This is a genomic window from Streptomyces sp. NPDC052064 (genome assembly GCF_055585925.1).
On record NZ_JBVJJE010000013.1, the window covers coordinates 219066 to 236402 of the forward strand.

General features: G+C 72.2%; 19 protein-coding genes. 9 read left to right on the forward strand and 10 right to left on the reverse strand.

From position 1 onward, the window contains the following. Positions 1–211 precede the first annotated feature (211 nt). Complete coding sequence (locus ACZ6TU_RS31665; protein WP_467669301.1) at positions 212–787, forward strand: potassium channel family protein; 576 nt, start codon at positions 212–214, stop codon at positions 785–787. A gap of 12 nt (positions 788–799) precedes the next feature. Here the strand turns inward: ACZ6TU_RS31665 and ACZ6TU_RS31670 are convergent, their stop codons facing one another. Both ACZ6TU_RS31670 and ACZ6TU_RS31675 read right to left on the reverse strand, forming a co-directional pair. Next, positions 800–1261, reverse strand: a complete 462-nt coding sequence (locus ACZ6TU_RS31670; protein WP_467669303.1) for a DUF7144 family membrane protein — start codon at positions 1259–1261, stop codon at positions 800–802. Between the two features lie 70 nt (positions 1262–1331). Continuing rightward, positions 1332–2093 (reverse strand): aminoacyl-tRNA hydrolase, encoded by a 762-nt coding sequence (locus ACZ6TU_RS31675; protein ID WP_467669305.1) that lies wholly within the window; start codon positions 2091–2093, stop codon positions 1332–1334. A 42-nt stretch (positions 2094–2135) separates the two neighbouring features. Here ACZ6TU_RS31675 and ACZ6TU_RS31680 point away from each other — a divergent pair, with 42 nt between their 5' ends. Further along, on the forward strand, positions 2136–3002 hold the full coding sequence (locus ACZ6TU_RS31680; protein WP_469552389.1) for an ABC transporter ATP-binding protein: 867 nt from the start codon (positions 2136–2138) through the stop codon (positions 3000–3002). Between the two features lie 5 nt (positions 3003–3007). After that, complete coding sequence (locus ACZ6TU_RS31685) at positions 3008–3679, forward strand: ABC transporter (protein WP_469552462.1); 672 nt, start codon at positions 3008–3010, stop codon at positions 3677–3679. Here the strand turns inward: ACZ6TU_RS31685 and ACZ6TU_RS31690 are convergent. Together ACZ6TU_RS31690 and ACZ6TU_RS31695 are read right to left on the reverse strand one after the other, a co-directional pair. Then, complete coding sequence (locus ACZ6TU_RS31690) at positions 3671–3850, reverse strand: hypothetical protein (protein ID WP_467669309.1); 180 nt, start codon at positions 3848–3850, stop codon at positions 3671–3673. The two genes, ACZ6TU_RS31685 and ACZ6TU_RS31690, sit on opposite strands and share 9 nt — an antisense overlap. A 123-nt stretch (positions 3851–3973) precedes the next feature. After that, the gene (locus ACZ6TU_RS31695; RefSeq protein ID WP_469552391.1) at positions 3974–5494 is read right to left on the reverse strand and encodes an FAD-dependent oxidoreductase; all 1521 of its coding nucleotides are present in this window, start codon (positions 5492–5494) and stop codon (positions 3974–3976) included. An 85-nt stretch (positions 5495–5579) separates the two neighbouring features. Between ACZ6TU_RS31695 and ACZ6TU_RS31700 the strand changes: the two genes are divergently transcribed. Further along, positions 5580–5978 carry an ArsR/SmtB family transcription factor gene (locus ACZ6TU_RS31700; RefSeq protein ID WP_469552393.1) on the forward strand — a complete coding sequence of 133 codons (399 nt, stop codon included), beginning with the start codon at positions 5580–5582 and terminating at the stop codon, positions 5976–5978. Continuing rightward, a complete protein-coding gene (locus tag ACZ6TU_RS31705; RefSeq protein WP_469552395.1) occupies positions 5975–6460 on the forward strand; it encodes an SRPBCC family protein in 486 nt (161 codons plus the stop codon). The genes ACZ6TU_RS31700 and ACZ6TU_RS31705 overlap by 4 nt, the downstream gene beginning before the upstream one ends. A 9-nt stretch (positions 6461–6469) precedes the next feature. Here ACZ6TU_RS31705 and ACZ6TU_RS31710 read toward each other — a convergent pair whose 3' ends face one another. From ACZ6TU_RS31710 to zapE, 6 genes are all read right to left on the reverse strand, one after another. After that, positions 6470–7303: a PPK2 family polyphosphate kinase gene (locus ACZ6TU_RS31710; RefSeq protein WP_469552463.1), complete on the reverse strand. Its 834-nt coding sequence runs from the start codon at positions 7301–7303 to the stop codon at positions 6470–6472. A 162-nt stretch (positions 7304–7465) separates the two neighbouring features. Beyond that, on the reverse strand, positions 7466–8848 hold the full coding sequence (locus tag ACZ6TU_RS31715) for a PhoX family protein (RefSeq protein ID WP_469552397.1): 1383 nt from the start codon (positions 8846–8848) through the stop codon (positions 7466–7468). 91 nt (positions 8849–8939) lie between these two features. Next, positions 8940–9791: a slipin family protein gene (locus ACZ6TU_RS31720; RefSeq protein ID WP_467669319.1), complete on the reverse strand. Its 852-nt coding sequence runs from the start codon at positions 9789–9791 to the stop codon at positions 8940–8942. A gap of 166 nt (positions 9792–9957) precedes the next feature. After that, positions 9958–11448, reverse strand: coding sequence for a SulP family inorganic anion transporter (locus ACZ6TU_RS31725; protein ID WP_467669321.1), 1491 nt, complete (start codon positions 11446–11448; stop codon positions 9958–9960). An 8-nt stretch (positions 11449–11456) separates the two neighbouring features. Further along, positions 11457–12038 (reverse strand): carbonic anhydrase, encoded by a 582-nt coding sequence (locus ACZ6TU_RS31730; RefSeq protein WP_467669323.1) that lies wholly within the window; start codon positions 12036–12038, stop codon positions 11457–11459. Between the two features lie 709 nt (positions 12039–12747). Further along, positions 12748–13845, reverse strand: coding sequence for a cell division protein ZapE (zapE, locus tag ACZ6TU_RS31735; RefSeq protein WP_467669325.1), 1098 nt, complete (start codon positions 13843–13845; stop codon positions 12748–12750). Positions 13846–13882: 37 nt separating this feature from the next. Here zapE and ACZ6TU_RS31740 point away from each other — a divergent pair, with 37 nt between their 5' ends. From ACZ6TU_RS31740 to msrB, 4 genes are all read left to right on the forward strand, one after another. Continuing rightward, positions 13883–14698 carry a pyrimidine reductase family protein gene (locus ACZ6TU_RS31740; protein ID WP_467669327.1) on the forward strand — a complete coding sequence of 272 codons (816 nt, stop codon included), beginning with the start codon at positions 13883–13885 and terminating at the stop codon, positions 14696–14698. Between the two features lie 255 nt (positions 14699–14953). Then, positions 14954–15427, forward strand: a complete 474-nt coding sequence (locus tag ACZ6TU_RS31745) for an indole-3-glycerol phosphate synthase (RefSeq protein WP_467669329.1) — start codon at positions 14954–14956, stop codon at positions 15425–15427. 81 nt (positions 15428–15508) lie between these two features. After that, positions 15509–16900, forward strand: coding sequence for a UDP-N-acetylmuramate--L-alanine ligase (murC, locus tag ACZ6TU_RS31750; protein ID WP_467669331.1), 1392 nt, complete (start codon positions 15509–15511; stop codon positions 16898–16900). A 14-nt stretch (positions 16901–16914) separates the two neighbouring features. After that, positions 16915–17322 (forward strand): peptide-methionine (R)-S-oxide reductase MsrB, encoded by a 408-nt coding sequence (msrB, locus tag ACZ6TU_RS31755; protein WP_467669333.1) that lies wholly within the window; start codon positions 16915–16917, stop codon positions 17320–17322. Positions 17323–17337 lie beyond the last annotated feature (15 nt).

Sequence of the window (17337 nt, forward strand, 5' to 3'; positions counted from 1 at the left end):
CCCCTCCTCCGCACGGCCGGTTCCTCGAACGTGAGGGGGGTATGGCCCAGCCGTCCGCCCCCGAACCCCGCCACGGGCGCCTTCAGAGGAACATTTGAGGTTCGGCCCACTGACGGCCACCAACGGCCACCGACGGCCACCGACGGCCACCGGCTCCACCGACGGAGGCGCCGGGGTCGCGTCACCCCCCGATGCGTCGTAGACCGGACATATGCGCGATGGCAGCGAGCAGGCGCACGGCCCCGCGCGGAAGCGGGAACGAGAGCCAAAGGCCCCCGCCCCGGCCCGGCGGGTGTGGGCCGGTGCCGGGGGACTGGTGGTCGCCGTGGGCACGGCCTACTTCCTGCTGCCGCTGGAGGGGCTCGGCGGCGACCGCCCCTGGCTGGGCTGGCCGCTGTTCGCCCTGTGCCTGGGGCTGCTGGCCGCGCTGCTGCTGCGCCAGGTGCGCGACGTCGTGCTGGAGAAGCCGGACGCCCGGCCGGGCGTGATGATCCCGCTGCTGATGTGCCTGGCCGTGCTGGTCTTCTCGTCGGGGTACTACGCCCTCGCCCAGCGGCCGGGCCAGTTCACCGGCCTGAGCACCCGCGTCGACGCGCTGTACTTCACCGTGGTCACGCTCGCGACCGTCGGCTACGGGGACATCGCCCCGAGCGGGCAGGAGGCCCGCCTGGTGGCCGTCGCTCAGATCCTGTACACGTTCGTCTTTCTCACGGCGGCGGCCACCGCGCTCACGCGCCGGCTGCACACGGTGGTCGCCGCGCGCGACCGGCGCCCGCCGCCCTCCTGACCCGGGCGGCTGCTACACCGTGCGGGAGGAGCGGTAGTTGAACACCGACCACAGCACGAACAGTCCGGTCACGATCATGATGATCGACCAGAACGGCTGGTACGGCAGCCACATGAAGTTCGCGATCAGCGCCAGTCCGACCACGACCGCGCCCACGAGCCGGGCCCAGGCAGCCCCGGTGAACAGGCCGAACCCGGCCGCCACCACGAGCACACCGACGATCAGGTGGATCCAGCCCCACGCGGTCAGGTCGAACTCGAAGACGTACTCACCGAAGCTCGTGTACACCTCGTCGTCGGCGATCGCCGCGATGCCCTGGAGCACCGCGAACAGGCCGTAGACGACCATCAGGGTGCCGCCGAGGGCGAGGCCCCCGGCCGCCAACGGGTCGCCGGAACCGCCGGGGCCGGAGCCGCCGGGCTTCCGGTCGTCGGGAGCGGGCGGGGCGGGGGGAGGGGGCGCGGCGCTGGTCATGGCTGCCTCCTGGGTCGGGGTTGTCTGGTAACCCCACTGGAGCACCCGTCCGCGACCGGCGCGCCCGCGGCTACTCCGAACGGGTGGCCGCCGGGCCGCCGGGCGCGGACGGCTCCCGGCGCAGCGCCGGGTGGTCCGCGACCACCGTGCACGAGCCGGGCGCGATCTCCGTGAACCCGGCGTCGCGGACCAGCGGCAGGCCGCTGCCCGTCAGTCCGGGCCAGCGGGCCGGGTCGGCCGTCCGTACGGCGAGCGGGAAGCCCGCGTCGTGCCAGACGGCCCGCTCCTCCTCGGCCAGCTCCCACCAGGCCAGTTGCGCGGCGTGTCCGGCCTGGGCCATCGCCTTGCCGGCCGACATGCCGAGGTCGGGGTTCAGCCACAGCACGGGCGCGCCCGGGTCGGCGTCCACCGGCGGTTCCGGGTCGTCCAGGTCGGTGCCGGAGACCTGGAGCCGGGCCAGGTCCTTGGGCCAGCCGTCCAGCGGGACCGGCGGGAAGACCCGCACCTGGGCCGACTTTCCGGTGACCGTGATGCCGGGCAGCGCCTCCGCCCGCCGCCACTCGGCGCCGCGCGCCCGCCGCACCACCTTGCGGATCCGCGCGTCCTGCCAGTCCCGCACCGCCTGCGCCCAGGCACCGTCGCCGGCCGACCGCTCGTCGCCGAGGATCGTCAGCACGGCCCGCGCGGCCGTCTCCAGCGCGTCCGTGCGCGCCGGCGGGTCCGCCCGCTCGATCCGCACGACCAGCGGCAGCACGAACTGCGGTGCCGTGTCGCGGGCCGAGGGCTCGGAACGGAAGGGACTGTCACTCACGGGCGTCGGGTCTTCGCTCACGAATCCCAGTGTGCCAGCCGGAAGATCGTGCAGGATGGGCCCATGCGACCCGACCTGTGCCTGGAGAACGCGGGCCGCCGCTACGGCCTGCGCGGCCCCTGGGTGCTGCGCGGCGTCGACCTGACGGTGGCCCCGGGCCGGCTCGTCCGCGTCGAGGGCGCCAACGGCACCGGCAAGTCGACCCTCCTGCGGCTGCTCGCCGGTATCGACGCCCCCAGCGAGGGCCGGATCACCGGCCGCCCGCGCACCGCGTACGTCCCCGAACGGTTCCCGCCGGCCCTGCCGTTCACCGCCGCCGGCTACCTCACCCACCTCGGCACCGTGCACGGCCTGACCCGCACGGCGGCCGCCCGCGCAACCGCCGAGTGGCTGGAGCGCCTCGGCGCCGCCGCCTACGCCGAAACGCCCATGGCACGGCTGTCGAAGGGCAGCAGCCAGAAGGTCGCGGTCGCCCAGGCCCTGCTGGCGGAGCCGGAGCTGCTGGTGCTGGACGAGGCGTGGACCGGCCTGGACACCGACGCCCGCGCCGAGTTGGAGCGGGCGGTCGCCGAGCGCACGGCGGCCGGCGGATCCGTGGTGTTCGTCGACCACGATCCGCGCCGCCTCGCGGGCCTGCCCGACACGACGTACACCGTGCGCGACGGGAGCCTCGTCGAGCGTGCCGTGCCGGGACCGCCGCCGTCGGGACCGCAGGTCACCGTCGAGGTCCAGGGCCCGCCGGACGGACGGCTTCCCGACGACGTGCGGCGGACCGTCACGTCCGCCGAGGAGACCGCACCGGGCAGCCACCGCCTCACCGTCCCCGCCCCGCACTCCGACGTCCTGCTCCGCGCCCTGCTCACCGCCCGTCCGCCCTGGCACGTGGTGAGTGTGGCGCGGCAGGCGGACGCCCCCGAGAGCCGCCGATGACGCCGATGACCGCCCTCCTGCGCTACCACGCCGCGCTGCTGCTGCGCTCCCAGCGCTGGCTGCCGCCGTTCCTGCTGTACGCCGCCTTTCTCGCCATCAGTGTCCAGGCCGGGCAGCCGGTGCTCGACTCGCTCGGCTACACGGCCGCCGCGCTCCTGCCCGTCGCGGCCTGGCTGGCGCGGATCTGCGTCACGGGCGAGCCGGAGGCCGCGCGGGGCTGCGTGGCGGCGGCTGCCGGGCCCGCGCGTGCCCATGTGGCCTGCCTGCTGGTGGCGTTGTCCGGCGCGGCGGCGCTCGGCACGGTCGCGACCCTCGGCGTGACGCTGCTGAGCGCTCCGGTCGCCTCGGACCACCGCACCCCGGTGCCGCTCGCCCCCGCCTGCGGGGCCGGGCTGCTCGCCGCCCTGGCCTGCGCCCTGCTCGGCACGGCCGTCGGCGCGCTCACCAGCCGGCCGCTGCTGCGGTCGCGGGGCCGTGCCGTCCTGGCCCTGCTGCTCGCGGCGCTGCTGTCCCTCGTGGCCACCGGCTCCCCGGCGCAGGCGGCGGTGCAGGGCCTGGTGACCGGCTCACGGTCGGGCACCGTCCCGCTTCCGCTGCTGCCCCTGGCCGGGGCAGCCCTGATCACGGCCGCCGCGCTGACCCTGGCCGGCGCGCTCGCCTCTCGCCGATCACCCTGAGCAGGCGGTGCGCTGCGCCTCCTGCCACTCGCAGACCGGGCAGAGCGTGATCCCCTTGTACGACTCCGGATGCTCCGTCGGCTCCCGGCACAGCACACACTCCGCGTACGGCGGCCCGTCCGCCAGGGGCGGCCTGGTCGCGTCGATCAGGCAGTAGTCGTCCTCGCTCATACGTCCAGCGTAGGCCGGTCAGGGTGCCTCCGGACGGGTCCGCGTTCCGCTGTCCGCCGGCCACCACGTCCCACGGCGGTCACGCGGCCTTCCGCAGCGCGGCGTACGCCCTCACCCCGGCCGTCAGATGTCCCGCTGCTCCAGCGGCTTGGTCGCCGGGCCCTGGATCACCTTGCCGTCCGTGTCGAAGCGGGAGCCGTGGCAGGGGCACTCCCAGGCGCGTTCGGCGGAGTTGAAGGCGACCATGCAGCCCAGGTGGGTGCAGCGGGCGGAGACGGAGTGCAGGTTGCCGTCGTCGTCCCGGTAGACCGCGAGGCGGTGGTGCCCGTCGGCGCGGACCACGGCGCCCTCACCGGGCGGCAGGGACTCCACCGGCGGCGCGGGCCGCAGCCGGTCCCCGACGAAGTGGCCGGCGACCTTGGCCTGCGTCTTGAGGAACGACGGCGCCTCCCGCACGGCGGGCTTCAGCCGGCGCGGGTCGTACAGCCCGCTCCACTCGCGCTCCTCGCCCGTGATCTGTGCGGTGAGCAGGCTGCCCGCCATGATGCCGCCGGTCATGCCCCAGCCGCCGAAGCCGGTGGCCACATAGGCGTGCCGGGCGCCGGGGTGCAGCGGGCCGACCATCGGCACGGTGTCCGTGGGGTCGTTGTCCTGGGTGGCCCACCGATGGGTGACGTCCAGGTCCGGGAAGTGCTCGGTGGCCCAGGCGGTGAGGCGTTCGAAACGGGCCCGCGGGTCGCCCGTGCCCGGCGTGAAGTGCTCGCCGGTGACCACGAGCAGCCGCCGGTCGCCCGCGTAGGGCGCGGTGCGCACCGAGCGGATGCCCTCGTCGGGCGTGATGAACATGCCGTCCGGGTCCTGGCCGGCGGGGATCGTCCCGGCGACGACCAACTCGCGGCGCGGCGACAGCCGGGCGAACAGCAGGGCCCGGTCGAAGATCGGGTAGTGCGTCGCGACGACGATGTCACGGGCCCTCACCGTCGCCCCGGTCGTGGTCGACAGCCGGCACGGCTCACCCTCGTCCAGGCCGAGGACCGTGGTGTCCTCGAAGATCCGCCCGCCGCGTTCGACGAGGTCGGCGGCGAGGGCCAGCAGGTACTTGCGGGGGTGGAACTGGGCCTGGCCGGTGACCCGGACCGCGCCCGCCACCGGGAAGGGCAGCCCGGTCTCCGTCACGAACGAGGCGGGCAGCCCGGCCTCGGCGGCCGCCCGCGCCTCGGCGCGCAGCTCCTCCACCCGGCCCGCGTCGCGGGCGTACGTGTAGGCGCTCCTGGTCTCCCACTCGCAGTCGATGCCCAGTTCCCCGGCGATCCCGGCCGCGCGCTCGATCGCCTCCAACTGGGAGCGGGCGTACAGCCGCGCGCCCTCGGGGCCGCGGGTGCGGCGCAGCTTGTCGTAGACGAGTGTGTGCAGGGCGGTGACCTTGGCGGTGGTGTGCCCGGTGACCCCGGCCGCGACCCGCCCGGCCTCCAGCACCGCCACGCTCCGCCCGGCCCGCGTCAGCTCCCACGCCGTGCTCAGACCGGCGATCCCGGCGCCGATCACCGCCACGTCGGCGTCCAGGTCCTCCGTCAGAGCCGGATGACGGCCGTCCGGTGCCGTCTCCATCCAGTACGAGCTGCTGACCTGCTGCTTCTCGCTCATGAGCCACCGGGTACCCCCGACCGCCCGCTTCAGTGTCCGATGTGTCGCTTTACAGAAGGGGCCGACAGGACTAATCTACAACCAAATGGTTGTAGATGAGTTGAGCGACGAGAAGGTGGACCGGCTGTTCCACGCCCTGGCCGACACCACGCGCCGGGACATACTGCGCCGCTGCGTGCGCGGGGAGCTGTCGGTCTCCCGGCTGGCCGAGGCCTATCCGATGAGCTTCGCGGCGGTGCAGAAGCACGTCGCGGTGCTGGAACGGGCCGGTCTCGTCAGCAAGCAGCGCAGCGGACGGGAGCAGCTCGTGCGCACCGACCCCGACGCGGTGGGCCGCGCTCGCCAGGCCCTCGACGAGCTCGAGTCGGCATGGCGCGGACGGGTGGACCGGATGGCCCGGCTGCTCGCGGAGGACGCCGGTACCGAAGAGCCGGAACATCCCGGTACCGAAAAGAACGACACCCCGGAAGGACCCGAGAGATGAGCGTCACCAGGGTCGACAAGGACCTCGACAACCTCACCCTCACCCTGATCGCCGACTTCACCGCCCCGGTGGAGCGGGTGTGGCGGCTGTGGGCCGACCCCCGGCAGCTGGAGCGCTGGTGGGGCCCGCCGGCCTACCCGGCGACCGTGGAGGAGCACGACCTGACCCCCGGCGGAGAGGTCACGTACTTCATGACCGGACCGGAGGGCGACCGGCACCGCGGCTGGTGGCGGATCACCTCGGTCACCGAGCCGACCGCCCTGGAGTTCACCGACGGCTTCGCCGACGACGACGGAAAGCCCAAGGACGACATGCCGACCATGTCCGTGACGGTGCGGCTCAGCGAACACGGCGGCGGCACCCGGATGGAGATGCGCTCCCTGTTCGACTCCCGTGAGCAGATGGAGCAGCTGATCACCATGGGCATGGAGGAGGGCCTGAAGGAGGCCGTCGGCCAGATCGACGCCCTGCTCGCCGCCTGACCCGCCGGATCAGGACTCCCCGAGCAGCCGCTTCCGGCACTCCGCCACGTCGAAGTCCGCCTCCGGATATCGCGGGTCCAGCTCCCGCAGATGCTCCAGGAGCAGCGTGCTGACCGCCCAGTTGCGGTACCACTTGTGGTCGGCCGGGACCAGGTACCAGGGAGCGTACGAGGTGCCGCAGCGCTCCAGGGCCATCTCGTAGGCCTCCTGGTAGGCGGGCCACAGGGCGCGGTCGTCGATGTCGGACGGGGCGAACTTCCAGCGCTTCTCCGGCTTGTCGAGGCGTCTGAGCAGGCGGCGGCGCTGCTCGTCGTAGGAGATGTGCAGGAAGCACTTGATCAGGGTCACGCCGTCGTCGGCGAGGGACCGCTCGAAACGGTTGATCCGCTCGTAGCGGCTGTCGATCACGGCGCGTGGGGCGAGGGCCCGGACGCGGGCGACCAGGACGTCCTCGTAGTGCGAGCGGTCGAAGATACCCAGTTCGCCGGGGAGCGGGAGTACCTTCTCCACGCGCCACAGGAAGGAGTGCGCGCGCTCCTCGGCGGTCGGTGCCTTGAACGCCGTGATCCGGCAGCCCGCCGGGTTCAGCTGACCGATGACGTGCTTGACCGTGCCGCCCTTGCCGCTGGTGTCCATGCCCTGGAGGACCAGCAGGACGCGTCGCCGGTCGCCCGCGGTGCCCGCCGCCCACAGCCGTTCCTGAAGGCCGGCGAGCTGCTCGCCGATCCGGGCCGTGGCGGCCTTGCCCGCCGCCTTGCCGTCCGGGCCGCCGGGAGCGGCGGCGGCGTCGTGACGGGACAGGTCGACCGGCTCGCAGCCGGGGGCGCGCAGCCGCTCCCGCAGCGAGGTCCCGCGCTCGGCCTTCTCCGCCGTGGCCTTCGCTGCCGTGTTCCGCTCCGGCTTGTCCTTCTCCGCCACCGGGCTCCCTTCCCTTCCCAGAGCCTCGATCGTCCGACGGGGCGCCGGGCTCCGCACCCGGCGCCCCGGACGGGAGCAGAGCCGCGCTTACCGGCGCCAGGGGCCCGTCACCGCGAACGTGGTGCCGGGCCGGTAGCAGTTGACGTACATCGTGTCGCCGTCGGGCGAGAAGGTCACCCCGGCGAACTCACCCCACTCGGGCTCCTCCGGAGTGCCGATGGTCTGCCGGTTGCGGGCCATCGCGTACACCTCGCCGCGCCGGGTCACGCCGTAGACGTGCTGGGCGCCTTCGCCGTCCTCGCAGACCATCAGACCGCCGCTGGGCGCCAGACAGATGTTGTCCGGCGACTCTCCCGGCTTCTGAATGTCGGTGTCCGGGCCGAAGACGATCACCAGGGTCAGTCGTCGCCGGTCCGGGTCGTAGCGCCAGACCTGCCCGAAGTGGTCGGCCGCCGAACCCTCCGCGCTGCGGGCGAACGACGACACGAAGTACACCGACCGGCCGCCCCAGTAACAGCCTTCCAGCTTCTGCGCGTGCGTGATGCCCTTGCGGCCGAAGTCCTGGAGCCGGATCGGTGTCTGCGCGGCCTGCGGGTCCGGTACGTCCACCCACTCGATGCCGTCGAACTCCGCGCTGATGTCCTGGATCGAGGACAGGTCCGGCACGCCGGGCACGCGCATGGCCTGGAGCCGGCCCCCCGCGCGCAGTGAACCCCGCCCGCCCAGCGGCCGGTCCGGCAGGAAGCGGTAGAAGAGACCGAAGGGCTTCTGGAAGGCGTCCTCGGTCTCGTACACCACGCCCCGCCGGGGGTCGACGGCGATCGCCTCGTGCTGGAAGCGGCCCATCGCGGTCAGCGGTACGGCTCCCGTGCGGCGCGGATCGACCGGGTCGACCTCGAAGATGAAGCCGTGGTCCTTGGCGTAGCCGGCGGTGCCCGCCTTGTCCTCGGTCTCCTCGCAGGTCAGCCAGGTGCCCCACGGGGTGGGGCCGCCCGCGCAGTTCACGGCCGTGCCGGCGATGGCGACGCGTTCCGACAGGACGTTGTTGCGGGAGTCCAGCGTCAGGGCCGTGCAGCCGCCCTTGCCGGCCGGGTCGTAGGTGAGGCCCTCGATCGTCGGGACCGGGCCCTTGCCGTCGGCGCGGTTCTCGTGGTTGCGGACCAGATGGACCCGGCCGCCTCTGCCCGCGAAGGCCGACATGCCGTCGTGGTTGGAGGGGACCTTGCCCTCGCCGGAGCGGAGCGGGTCTCCCTCGCGGGAGAGGACCCGGTAGCTGAAACCTTCAGGCAGGTCGAGCAAGCCCTTGGGGTCGGAGACGAGCGGGCCGTAGCCGTCGTGGCCGAGGGTCTGGGCGGCGGCGGTGCCGGCGAAGAGTTCGGACAGGGCGCCGGAGAACGCGATCCCGACGCCCAGGGCGCCCGTCCTGGCGAGCACCTGACGGCGTGTGGCGATGCGACCGGTTTTGGCCATGGGGAAACCTTCCTGCTGGCGGACAGGAAACAGTGATCCCGCTGTGTCTATCACCTGGTGCGGGTCGCGGGAACCACGCGCGTAGCGTGGCTCACGGCTCGACCGCGTGCCGCAGCTCGTCGATGGCCTGTTCTGTCGTGTCGACGGGGTGTTCCGCCGACGCCGCCTCCTGCCGGTCCGCCTCCTGGTGACCCCGTTCCAGGAACCGCAGGAGCTCCACCGGGATGGGCAGCACCAGCGTGGAGTTCTTCTCCGCCGCCACGGCCATGACCGTCTGGAGCAGGCGGAGCTGGAGCGCGGAGGGCGTGTCGGCCATCTGGTGAGCGGCCTGTGCCAGCTTCTTCGAGGCCTGGTACTCGGCGTCGGCGTTGATCAGCCGGGCCCGCCGCTCGCGGTCGGCCTCGGCCTGGCGGGCCATGGAGCGCTTCATCGTGTCCGGCAGGGACACGTCCTTGATCTCCACGCGGTCGATGGTCACGCCCCACTCCACGGCCGGGCTGTCGATCATCAGCTCCAGGCCCTGGTTGAGCTTCTCCCGGTTGGACAGGAGGTCGTCCAGCTCGCTCTTGCCGATGATCGAGCGAAGGGAGGTCTGTGCCATCTGGGAGACCGCGAAACGGTAGTCCTCGACGTTGACGACCGCGGCCGCCGGGTCCACGACCTTGAAGTACACGACCGCGTCGACCCGCACGGTCACGTTGTCGCGGGTGATGCCCTCCTGGGCGGGCACCGGCATGGTCACGATCTGCATGTTGACCTTACGCATCCGCTCCACCGCGGGGACGATGAGGTTGAACCCGGGCCGCCGCACCTCCCCGTGCAGCCGTCCGAGCCGGAACACGACCCCGCGCTCGTACTGCTTGACGACCCGCGCCGCCGAGGCCAGATAGACCAGCCCTCCGGCTCCGGCCGCCGCCACCGCCCCGATCAGCTCTTCGACCATGCCGACCTCCCCGTCCAGAGGTCCCGTTTCGTCTGTTCCTGCAACGATATGCCTGGACTCGGGGTCGGGGCCATGCATCGGAGGCCGGGGCCGTGCACGCGAAGGTCCGGGGCGCGCTTCTCAGGCGCGCCCCGGACCAGGGGGTGTCGGCGTTCCGGCTACGTCGCTACGCGGCCGTGACCTTCTCGGCCTCCGGTGCCGGCTCCGGCTCCGTGACCTTCACCGGCTCCGTGCCCGTCGCGCTGTGGCGTTCGGCCCAGCTCTCCAGGGCCGTGCGGCAGGCGTGGTCGAGGTGGTGCAGACCCGAGAGGTCCAGCTCGACCGGACGGTCCTGGGGCAGGCTCTCCAGGTCGTCGAGGATCTTCGGCAGCCGCAGGAACGTCGCGTTGCCCGACAGGTACACCTGGATCGGACCGGCGCCCTTGTCTATGACCTCGAGCTTGACGTGCGAGGCCTCCCAGGCGGTCTTGACGACCGACAGGGCCAGACCGATCAGGACGCCCTCGAACATGTTCACCGCGACGATCGACACGGCCGTGACCACGAGGATCAGCGCCTCGCCCTTGTGAGCCCGCCACAGCGCCACGACCTGGCGGAACGGGATCAGCTTCCAGCCCGCGTGCACCAGGATGCCGGCGAGGGCGGGAAGCGGGATCAGGGCCAGGGCCCACGGCATCGCGGCGGCGAACAGCAGCAGCCACACGCCGTGGAGCACACGGGACGCCTTGGTCTTCGCACCCGCGTTGACGTTGGCCGAGCTACGGACGATCACCGCGGTCATGGGCAGTGCGCCGAGCAGACCGCACACGGTGTTGCCCGCGCCCTGGGCGATCATCTCCTTGTTGTACTGGGTGCGCGGACCGTCGTGCAGCCGGTCCACGGCCGCCGCGCTGAACAGGCTCTCCGCGGAGGCGATCAGCGCGAACGCGATGATCGTGCCCCAGATGGCCGGGCTGGCCAGCTCGCCGAGGGCCTCGGTCCCGGGCGGCTGGATGACGCCGAGCAGGCCCTTCACTTCGACCGTGGCGACCGGCAGGCTGAAGGCGAGCGTGGCGACCGTGGCCAGGACCACCGCCGCGAGGGCGCCCGGCACGGACTGCACGGCCTTCGGCAGCTTCTTCCACAGCACGATGACGGCGATGGTGCCCGCGCCGATCGCGAGCGAGGTCAGAGCCTCGGTGCTGCCCAGGGCGTCGGAGAACGCCCCCGGCAGCCCCACGATCTTGCCGATGCCGGTCTCCGGGGCCTTCAGGCCCGCCGCCGCGTAGATCTGCCCGGCGATGATCACCAGACCGATGCCGCAGAGCATGCCCTCGACGACGGAGACGGAGATCGCCCGGAACCAGCGGCCTATCCCGAGGAAGCCCATGGCGAGCTGGAGCAGACCGGCCATCAGCACGATCACACCGAGTGCGGCCACCCCGAACTCGCTGACGGCCTCGAAGACCAGCACGGTCATGCCGGCGGCGGGCCCGGACACCTGGAGGCTGCTGCCGCGCATGAGACCGGTGACGAGGCCGCCCACGATGCCGGTGATCAGGCCGAGTTCGGCCGGGACGCCGGAGGCGACGGCCACGCCGATGCAGAGCGGCACGGCCACGAGGAAGACGACGATGGAGGCGAGGAAGTCCTGCCTCAGGTAAGGGAACTTGGTCATGGTGTCCCTCACAGGGTCTCGAAGGTGTCGGTTTCCGCGCGGTGGTTCCGCACGGTCCCGGTGTGTACTTCGTAGAACCAGGCGTGCAGGCCGAGTCGGCCCTCCGCCAGTCGGCGCTCGATGCACGGGTACGACCGCAGTCGCAGCACCTGGGTGAGGACGTGGTTCTGCACGGCTTCGGCGACCGTCGGGTCCGCCGGGTCCTCGCACTTGGGCTGCTCGGCGGCGTGCGCGAGCCAGTCGTGCACGGCGGGTACGCCGGTGAGGTCGTCGCCGCGTACCACCGCGCCCACGGCACCGCAGTGCGAGTGGCCGCAGACCACGATGTCCTTGACGCCGAGTACTTCGACGGCGTACTCGATGGTGGCCGCCTCGGACGTGGGGTGCTCCAAGGCGTGCGGGGGAACGATGTTGCCCGCGGTGCGCAGCTCGAAGAGCTCGCCGGGCCGGGCGCCCGTGATCAGGGCCGGTACGACCCTGGAGTCGGAGCAGGTGATGAACAGGACGTCGGGGGACTGGCCCTCGGCGAGGCGGGCGAACTCCTCAGGGCGCTGTCCGAACGTGCGGGCGTTGTCGATGAGGGGTTGCATGAGTGTGGTGACTCCTCCTGGCGCGCAGTGGGGGCGCGTCGGACGGGCATGACAGAGGTGAGGGATGGAACTGCTCAGTTCCTCAGCAGCGGAAGACCTGAAGCGCTGCAGGAGTGTGCGACGTCGAGGATCTCGACGTGCGTTCGTGGGCGACGCCGGGTGTGACCCGTTCCGGTGCTGTCGGCGGGATGTGCCTCAGCAGCGGCCGCTCGGGCGCCGAGGGCGCGGAGTCGGTGCTGTGGAACCGGTCGCGGGTCCGCAGAGGGCCGGTCGGGCCCTCGTGGTGTCCGGCGCGGCAGGTCGCGATCTCGTCGCGCAGAGCCTTCCCGGAGAACTTGGTTCCGGGGCGCGAAGACGCGCCGGAGGGTTCAGCTCCCGGCTGGGCTTTGGCCTCAACTTCACGGGGCGTATGCGCGGATGCGAAGGACGCCGTCGGCGCGAAGAACTGGAGGGCAAGCAGGACGGCGGCGAGGATCGAAACCACGGTCCGTGCCGTCGTACCTCGGTACATGCGCCCCCCTTCAGGTGATTCGCACATCTAGCGCTGACCAACACTTAGTCAATGGCTGGTCAAGAAACACGTTAACCCCGCAAAGTCGTTTGCAGGGTTAACTTAACGTTTCAAGCTGAAGAGAGCCTGAAAACCGTAGGTGGGCTGGCTTGAACCAGCCCTTGCCCTACGGCAGTCGGCGCGATATTGGGGTAGTGGCTACCGGGAGTTCGCCAGCTTGGCCGCGTCGCGGGCCAGGGCGGTGAGCCGGGAGATGGCCCGAAAGTACTTCTTGCGGTAGCCGCCGTTCAGCATCTCCTCGCTGAAGAGCTGGTCGAAGGGCAGACCCGAGGCCAGCACGGGCACTTCACGGTCGTAGAGCCGGTCCGCGAGGACGACGAGGCGGAGCGCCGTCGACTGGTCGGGAACCGGCCGTACGCCGGTGAGGCAGACGGCCTTGATTCCGTCGGTCAGGGCGCCGTACCGGCTGGGGTGGACCCGGGCCAGGTGGTCCAGGAGGGGCGAGAATGCGTCGAGGGAGGCGCCCTCGGTGGCGTGCGCCGCCTTGGTCACCTGTTCGTCGGAGTACGGGGGCGGCGCCTCGGGCAGGCCGCGGTGGCGGTAGTCCTCGCCGTCGATGCGCAGGGCGCGGAAGTGGGCCGACAGGCCCTGGATCTCGCGCATGAAATCGGCCGCGGCGAACCGGCCCTCGCCGAGCTTGCCGGGCAGCGTGTTGGAGGTGGCGGCGAGCGCGACGCCCGCGTCGACGAGCTTGCCGAGCAGGGTGGAGACCAGGACGGTGTCGCCGGGGTCGTCGAGCTCGAACTCGTCGATGCAGAGCAGTCGGTGGCCGGACAGGGTCTGGACGGTCTGCTGGAACCCGAGGGCGCCGACCAGGTTGGTCAGCTCCACGAAGGTGCCGAACGCCTTGAGTTCGGGCTCGGCCGGGGTGGCGTGCCAGAGGGATGCCAGCAGGTGGGTCTTGCCGACGCCGTAACCGCCGTCGAGGTAGACGCCGCGCGGCCCGGCCGGGGCCTTCTTCGGCGCCCTGCCGAATCCGAACAGCCGCCGCTTGCCCGAGTCGGCCGTCCCGCCCAGACCCGCCGCGAAGCCCTCCAGGACCCGGACGGCCTCCGTCTGGCTGGGCTGGTTCGGGTCCGGGATGTAGGTGCTGAAGCGCACCGAGTCGAACCGCGGCGGCGGCACCATCTCGGCGACCAGCCGGTCCGCGGGAACGCGCGGCTCACGGGCGCACAGGGAGAGCGGGGCCGCGTCGGTTATCGGGCCGGTTCCGGAGGGGGCAGGGGAGGAGGACACGGTTCACCATGCTACGGGGCGTGGAACACTGCACGGCATGCGACGTCTGTTCCCTGTGACCGATGAAACAGCAGCTCCGGACTCGGGCGGGAGGCCCGGGGAGGGGGTTCGTGACGGGGCCGGAGCGGAGTGGAGTCTGGCCGAGCTGGCCGCCGCGTATGCCTATCCCGAGGCGGCGCCCGGCGAGCCGCTGCCGTGGCTGCGCGCCAACATGGTGTCCACGCTGGACGGGGCCGCCCAGCACGACGGCCGTTCGCAGCCCATCTCCTGCGCGACCGACATGCGGATCTTCGGCACGCTGCGGGCGCTGGCGGACGTCGTGGTCGTCGGCGCGCAGACGGTGCGCCAGGAGGGGTACCGGCCGGCACGCGCGCGTGCCGAGTTCGCCGAGATGAGGGAGGCGGCCGGGCAGGGCCCCGCACCCGCGATCGCGGTGGTCTCCGCCAGTCTGGACCTGGACTTCTCGCTGCCGCTGTTCACCTCGCCCCTGGTGCCCACGCTGATCCTCACGGGAGCCTCGGCCGCCCCGGACCGTGTCGCCGCCGCCGAGAAGGCGGGCGCCCGGGTGGTCACCGCCGGGGACGGCATCGGTGTGGACCCGGCGCGCGCCGTCCGGGCCCTCGCCGGACTCGGCCACACCCGGCTGCTGACGGAGGGCGGCCCGCGGCTGCTCGGGCAGCTGGTGGCGGCCGGCGTGCTCGACGAGCTGTGCCTGACCGTCTCCCCGATGCTCACCTCGGGTGACGCGCAGCGCATCGCCGGGGGGCCCGCCGTCACGGTGCCGCAGCGCTTCAGGCTGGTGTCCATGCTGGAGGAGGACGGCTTCCTGTTCACGCGGTACGGGCGGTCCTGACGTACTGAACCGCGCGGCACGGGGTACAGGTGTCGGCGCCGGGGAAGCCGAACCGGTCGGTAGGTCCGGAATCGGGGCGATGGCCGCCGTCGGTTCCGGTAACCGGCGGAATATGCCGTTCCGTTTGGTTTCCGGAGGGCACACTGGACCCGGCAGTACCCGTGCGCAGACGGGGCAGGACGGTTTCCGCAGGGCTGGGCACGGCCCTGCGGAGGAGTTGGGGCCACAGGCCCCCGGGAGCAGAAGGGGCGCCTGGTGTTCACAAGCGTATTGATGATCGAGAAGGCCCTGACGTCCGCCGACGTGGAGTTCGTCACGACCTTGCACGGGGAGGAGCAGGTCTCCTTCCAGGTGCTGCTCCAGCCGCGCGGCGAACAGGCGGACCGGTTGCTGCGGGCCATCGACGACGTCGCGCTCGGCGAGCTCGACGAGGCCGTACGCGAGGGGGAGACGCCGGAGGGCGAGGAGGCGCTGAGCGTCGGGCAGAGGGCGCTGGAGGTTTCGCTCGCGGCGTTGCGGGTGTCCGGGAGCGAGGCCGAAGGGCGGTTGATCGAGGATCATCCGCTGGAGGCGCTGAAGTCCCTCGTGGAGGAGGTCGGTGCGGATGAGGTCATCGTGCTGACCGACCCTCATTACGTGGAGGAGTTCTTCCATCGGGACTGGGCTTCTCGGGCTCGGCACAAGGTGGGGGTGCCGGTGCTGAAGCTGTTCTCGCACAGCAAGGCGTAGCTGCCGACGGTGTCAGCATCCGTAAACGCTTCGGCATAGGCTGTGCCGCTGAACGTTCCGCACACGTACAGGGAGACACGCATGGCACCCGGCCTTCCCACCGCCATGGACCGACCGCACTTCATCGGCATCGGTGGGGCCGGGATGTCGGGGATCGCGAAGATTCTCGCGCAGCGCGGGGCCGTCGTGGCGGGCAGTGACGCCAAGGAGTCGGCGACGGCCGAGGCACTGCGGGCGCTGGGTGTGACGGTGCACATCGGGCACGCGGCCCGGCACCTGGCCGACGACGCCAGCTGTGTGGTCGTGTCGTCGGCGATCCGGCAGGACAACCCCGAGCTGGCCCGCGCGGCCGAGCTCGGCATCCCCGTCGTGCACCGCTCCGACGCGCTCGCCGCCCTGATGGAGGGCCTGCGCCCGATCGCCGTCGCCGGTACGCACGGCAAGACGACCACGACCTCGATGCTGGCGGTGTCGCTGAGCGAGCTGGGCCTGAAGCCGTCGTACGCGATCGGCGGGGACCTGGACGCGCCCGGCTCCAACGCGCTGCACGGCGAGGGCGAGATCTTCGTCGCCGAGGCGGACGAGTCGGACCGCAGCTTCCACAAGTACGCGCCCGAGGTCGCGATCGTCCTCAACGTCGAGCTCGACCACCACGCCAACTACGCGTCGCTGGACGAGATCCACGAGTCGTTCGAGACGTTCGTGGAGCGCGTCACCGAGGGCGGCACGCTGGTGATCGCCGCCGATCAGGAGGGCGCGCGGGAGCTGACGCGCCGGGTCGCGGGACGCGGCGTGCGGGTGGTGACGTACGGCGAGTCGGAGGACGCCGGCGTGCGCATCCTGTCGGTCGTGCCGCAGGGGCTGAAGAGCGAGGTCACGGTGGTGCTGGGGGGCGAGGAGCTGACCTTCACGGTCTCCGTGCCCGGCCGCCACTACGCGCACAACGCGGTGGCCGCGCTCGCGGCGGGCGTGGCGCTCGGCGTCCCCGCCGAGGAGCTGGCCGCGGCGCTGGCGGCGTACACGGGCGTGAAGCGGCGGCTCCAGCTGAAGGGCGAGGCCGCGGGCGTGCAGGTGATCGACTCCTACGCGCACCACCCCACCGAGATGACCGCCGACCTGGAGGCCATGCGCGCGGCGGCGGGCGACTCCCGGATCCTGGTCGTCTTCCAGCCGCACCTGTTCTCGCGGACGCAGGAGCTCGGCAAGGAGATGGGCCGGTCCCTGGCCCTGGCGGACGCCTCGGTCGTGCTGGACATCTACCCGGCCCGCGAGGACCCGATCCCCGGCGTGACCAGCGAGCTGATCATCGAGGCGGCCCGGGCGGCGGGCGCGGACGTGACGCCGGTGCACGACAAGGCGGACGTCCCCTCCGTGGTCGCGGGAATGGCGAAGCCGGGCGATCTCGTTCTCACCATGGGAGCGGGCGACGTCACCGACCTCGGCCCGCGCATCCTGGACCGTCTGTCGAACTGAGGGGCTGGAGGCTCATGCCGTACGACGTCGAGAAGCCGGACGAGCAGTGGCGCGCGGAGCTGACCCCGGGCGAGTACGCGGTCCTGCGCCGGGCGGCCACCGAGCCCGCCTTCACCGGTGAGTACACCGACACCAAGACGCGGGGCGTCTACTCCTGCCGCGCCTGCGGCGCGGAGCTGTTCACCTCGGACACGAAGTTCGAGTCCCACTGTGGCTGGCCGTCCTTCTTCGACCCGAAGGACACCGACGCGGTGGAACTGATCGAGGACCGTTCCCACGGCATGGTCCGCATCGAAGTGCGCTGCGCCCGCTGCGGCTCCCACCTCGGGCACGTGTTCGAGGGTGAGGGGTATCCGACGCCCACGGACCAGCGGTACTGCATCAACAGCATCGCGCTGCGGCTGACGCCGGACGAGGGCTGAGGCGGGCCGCGGCGG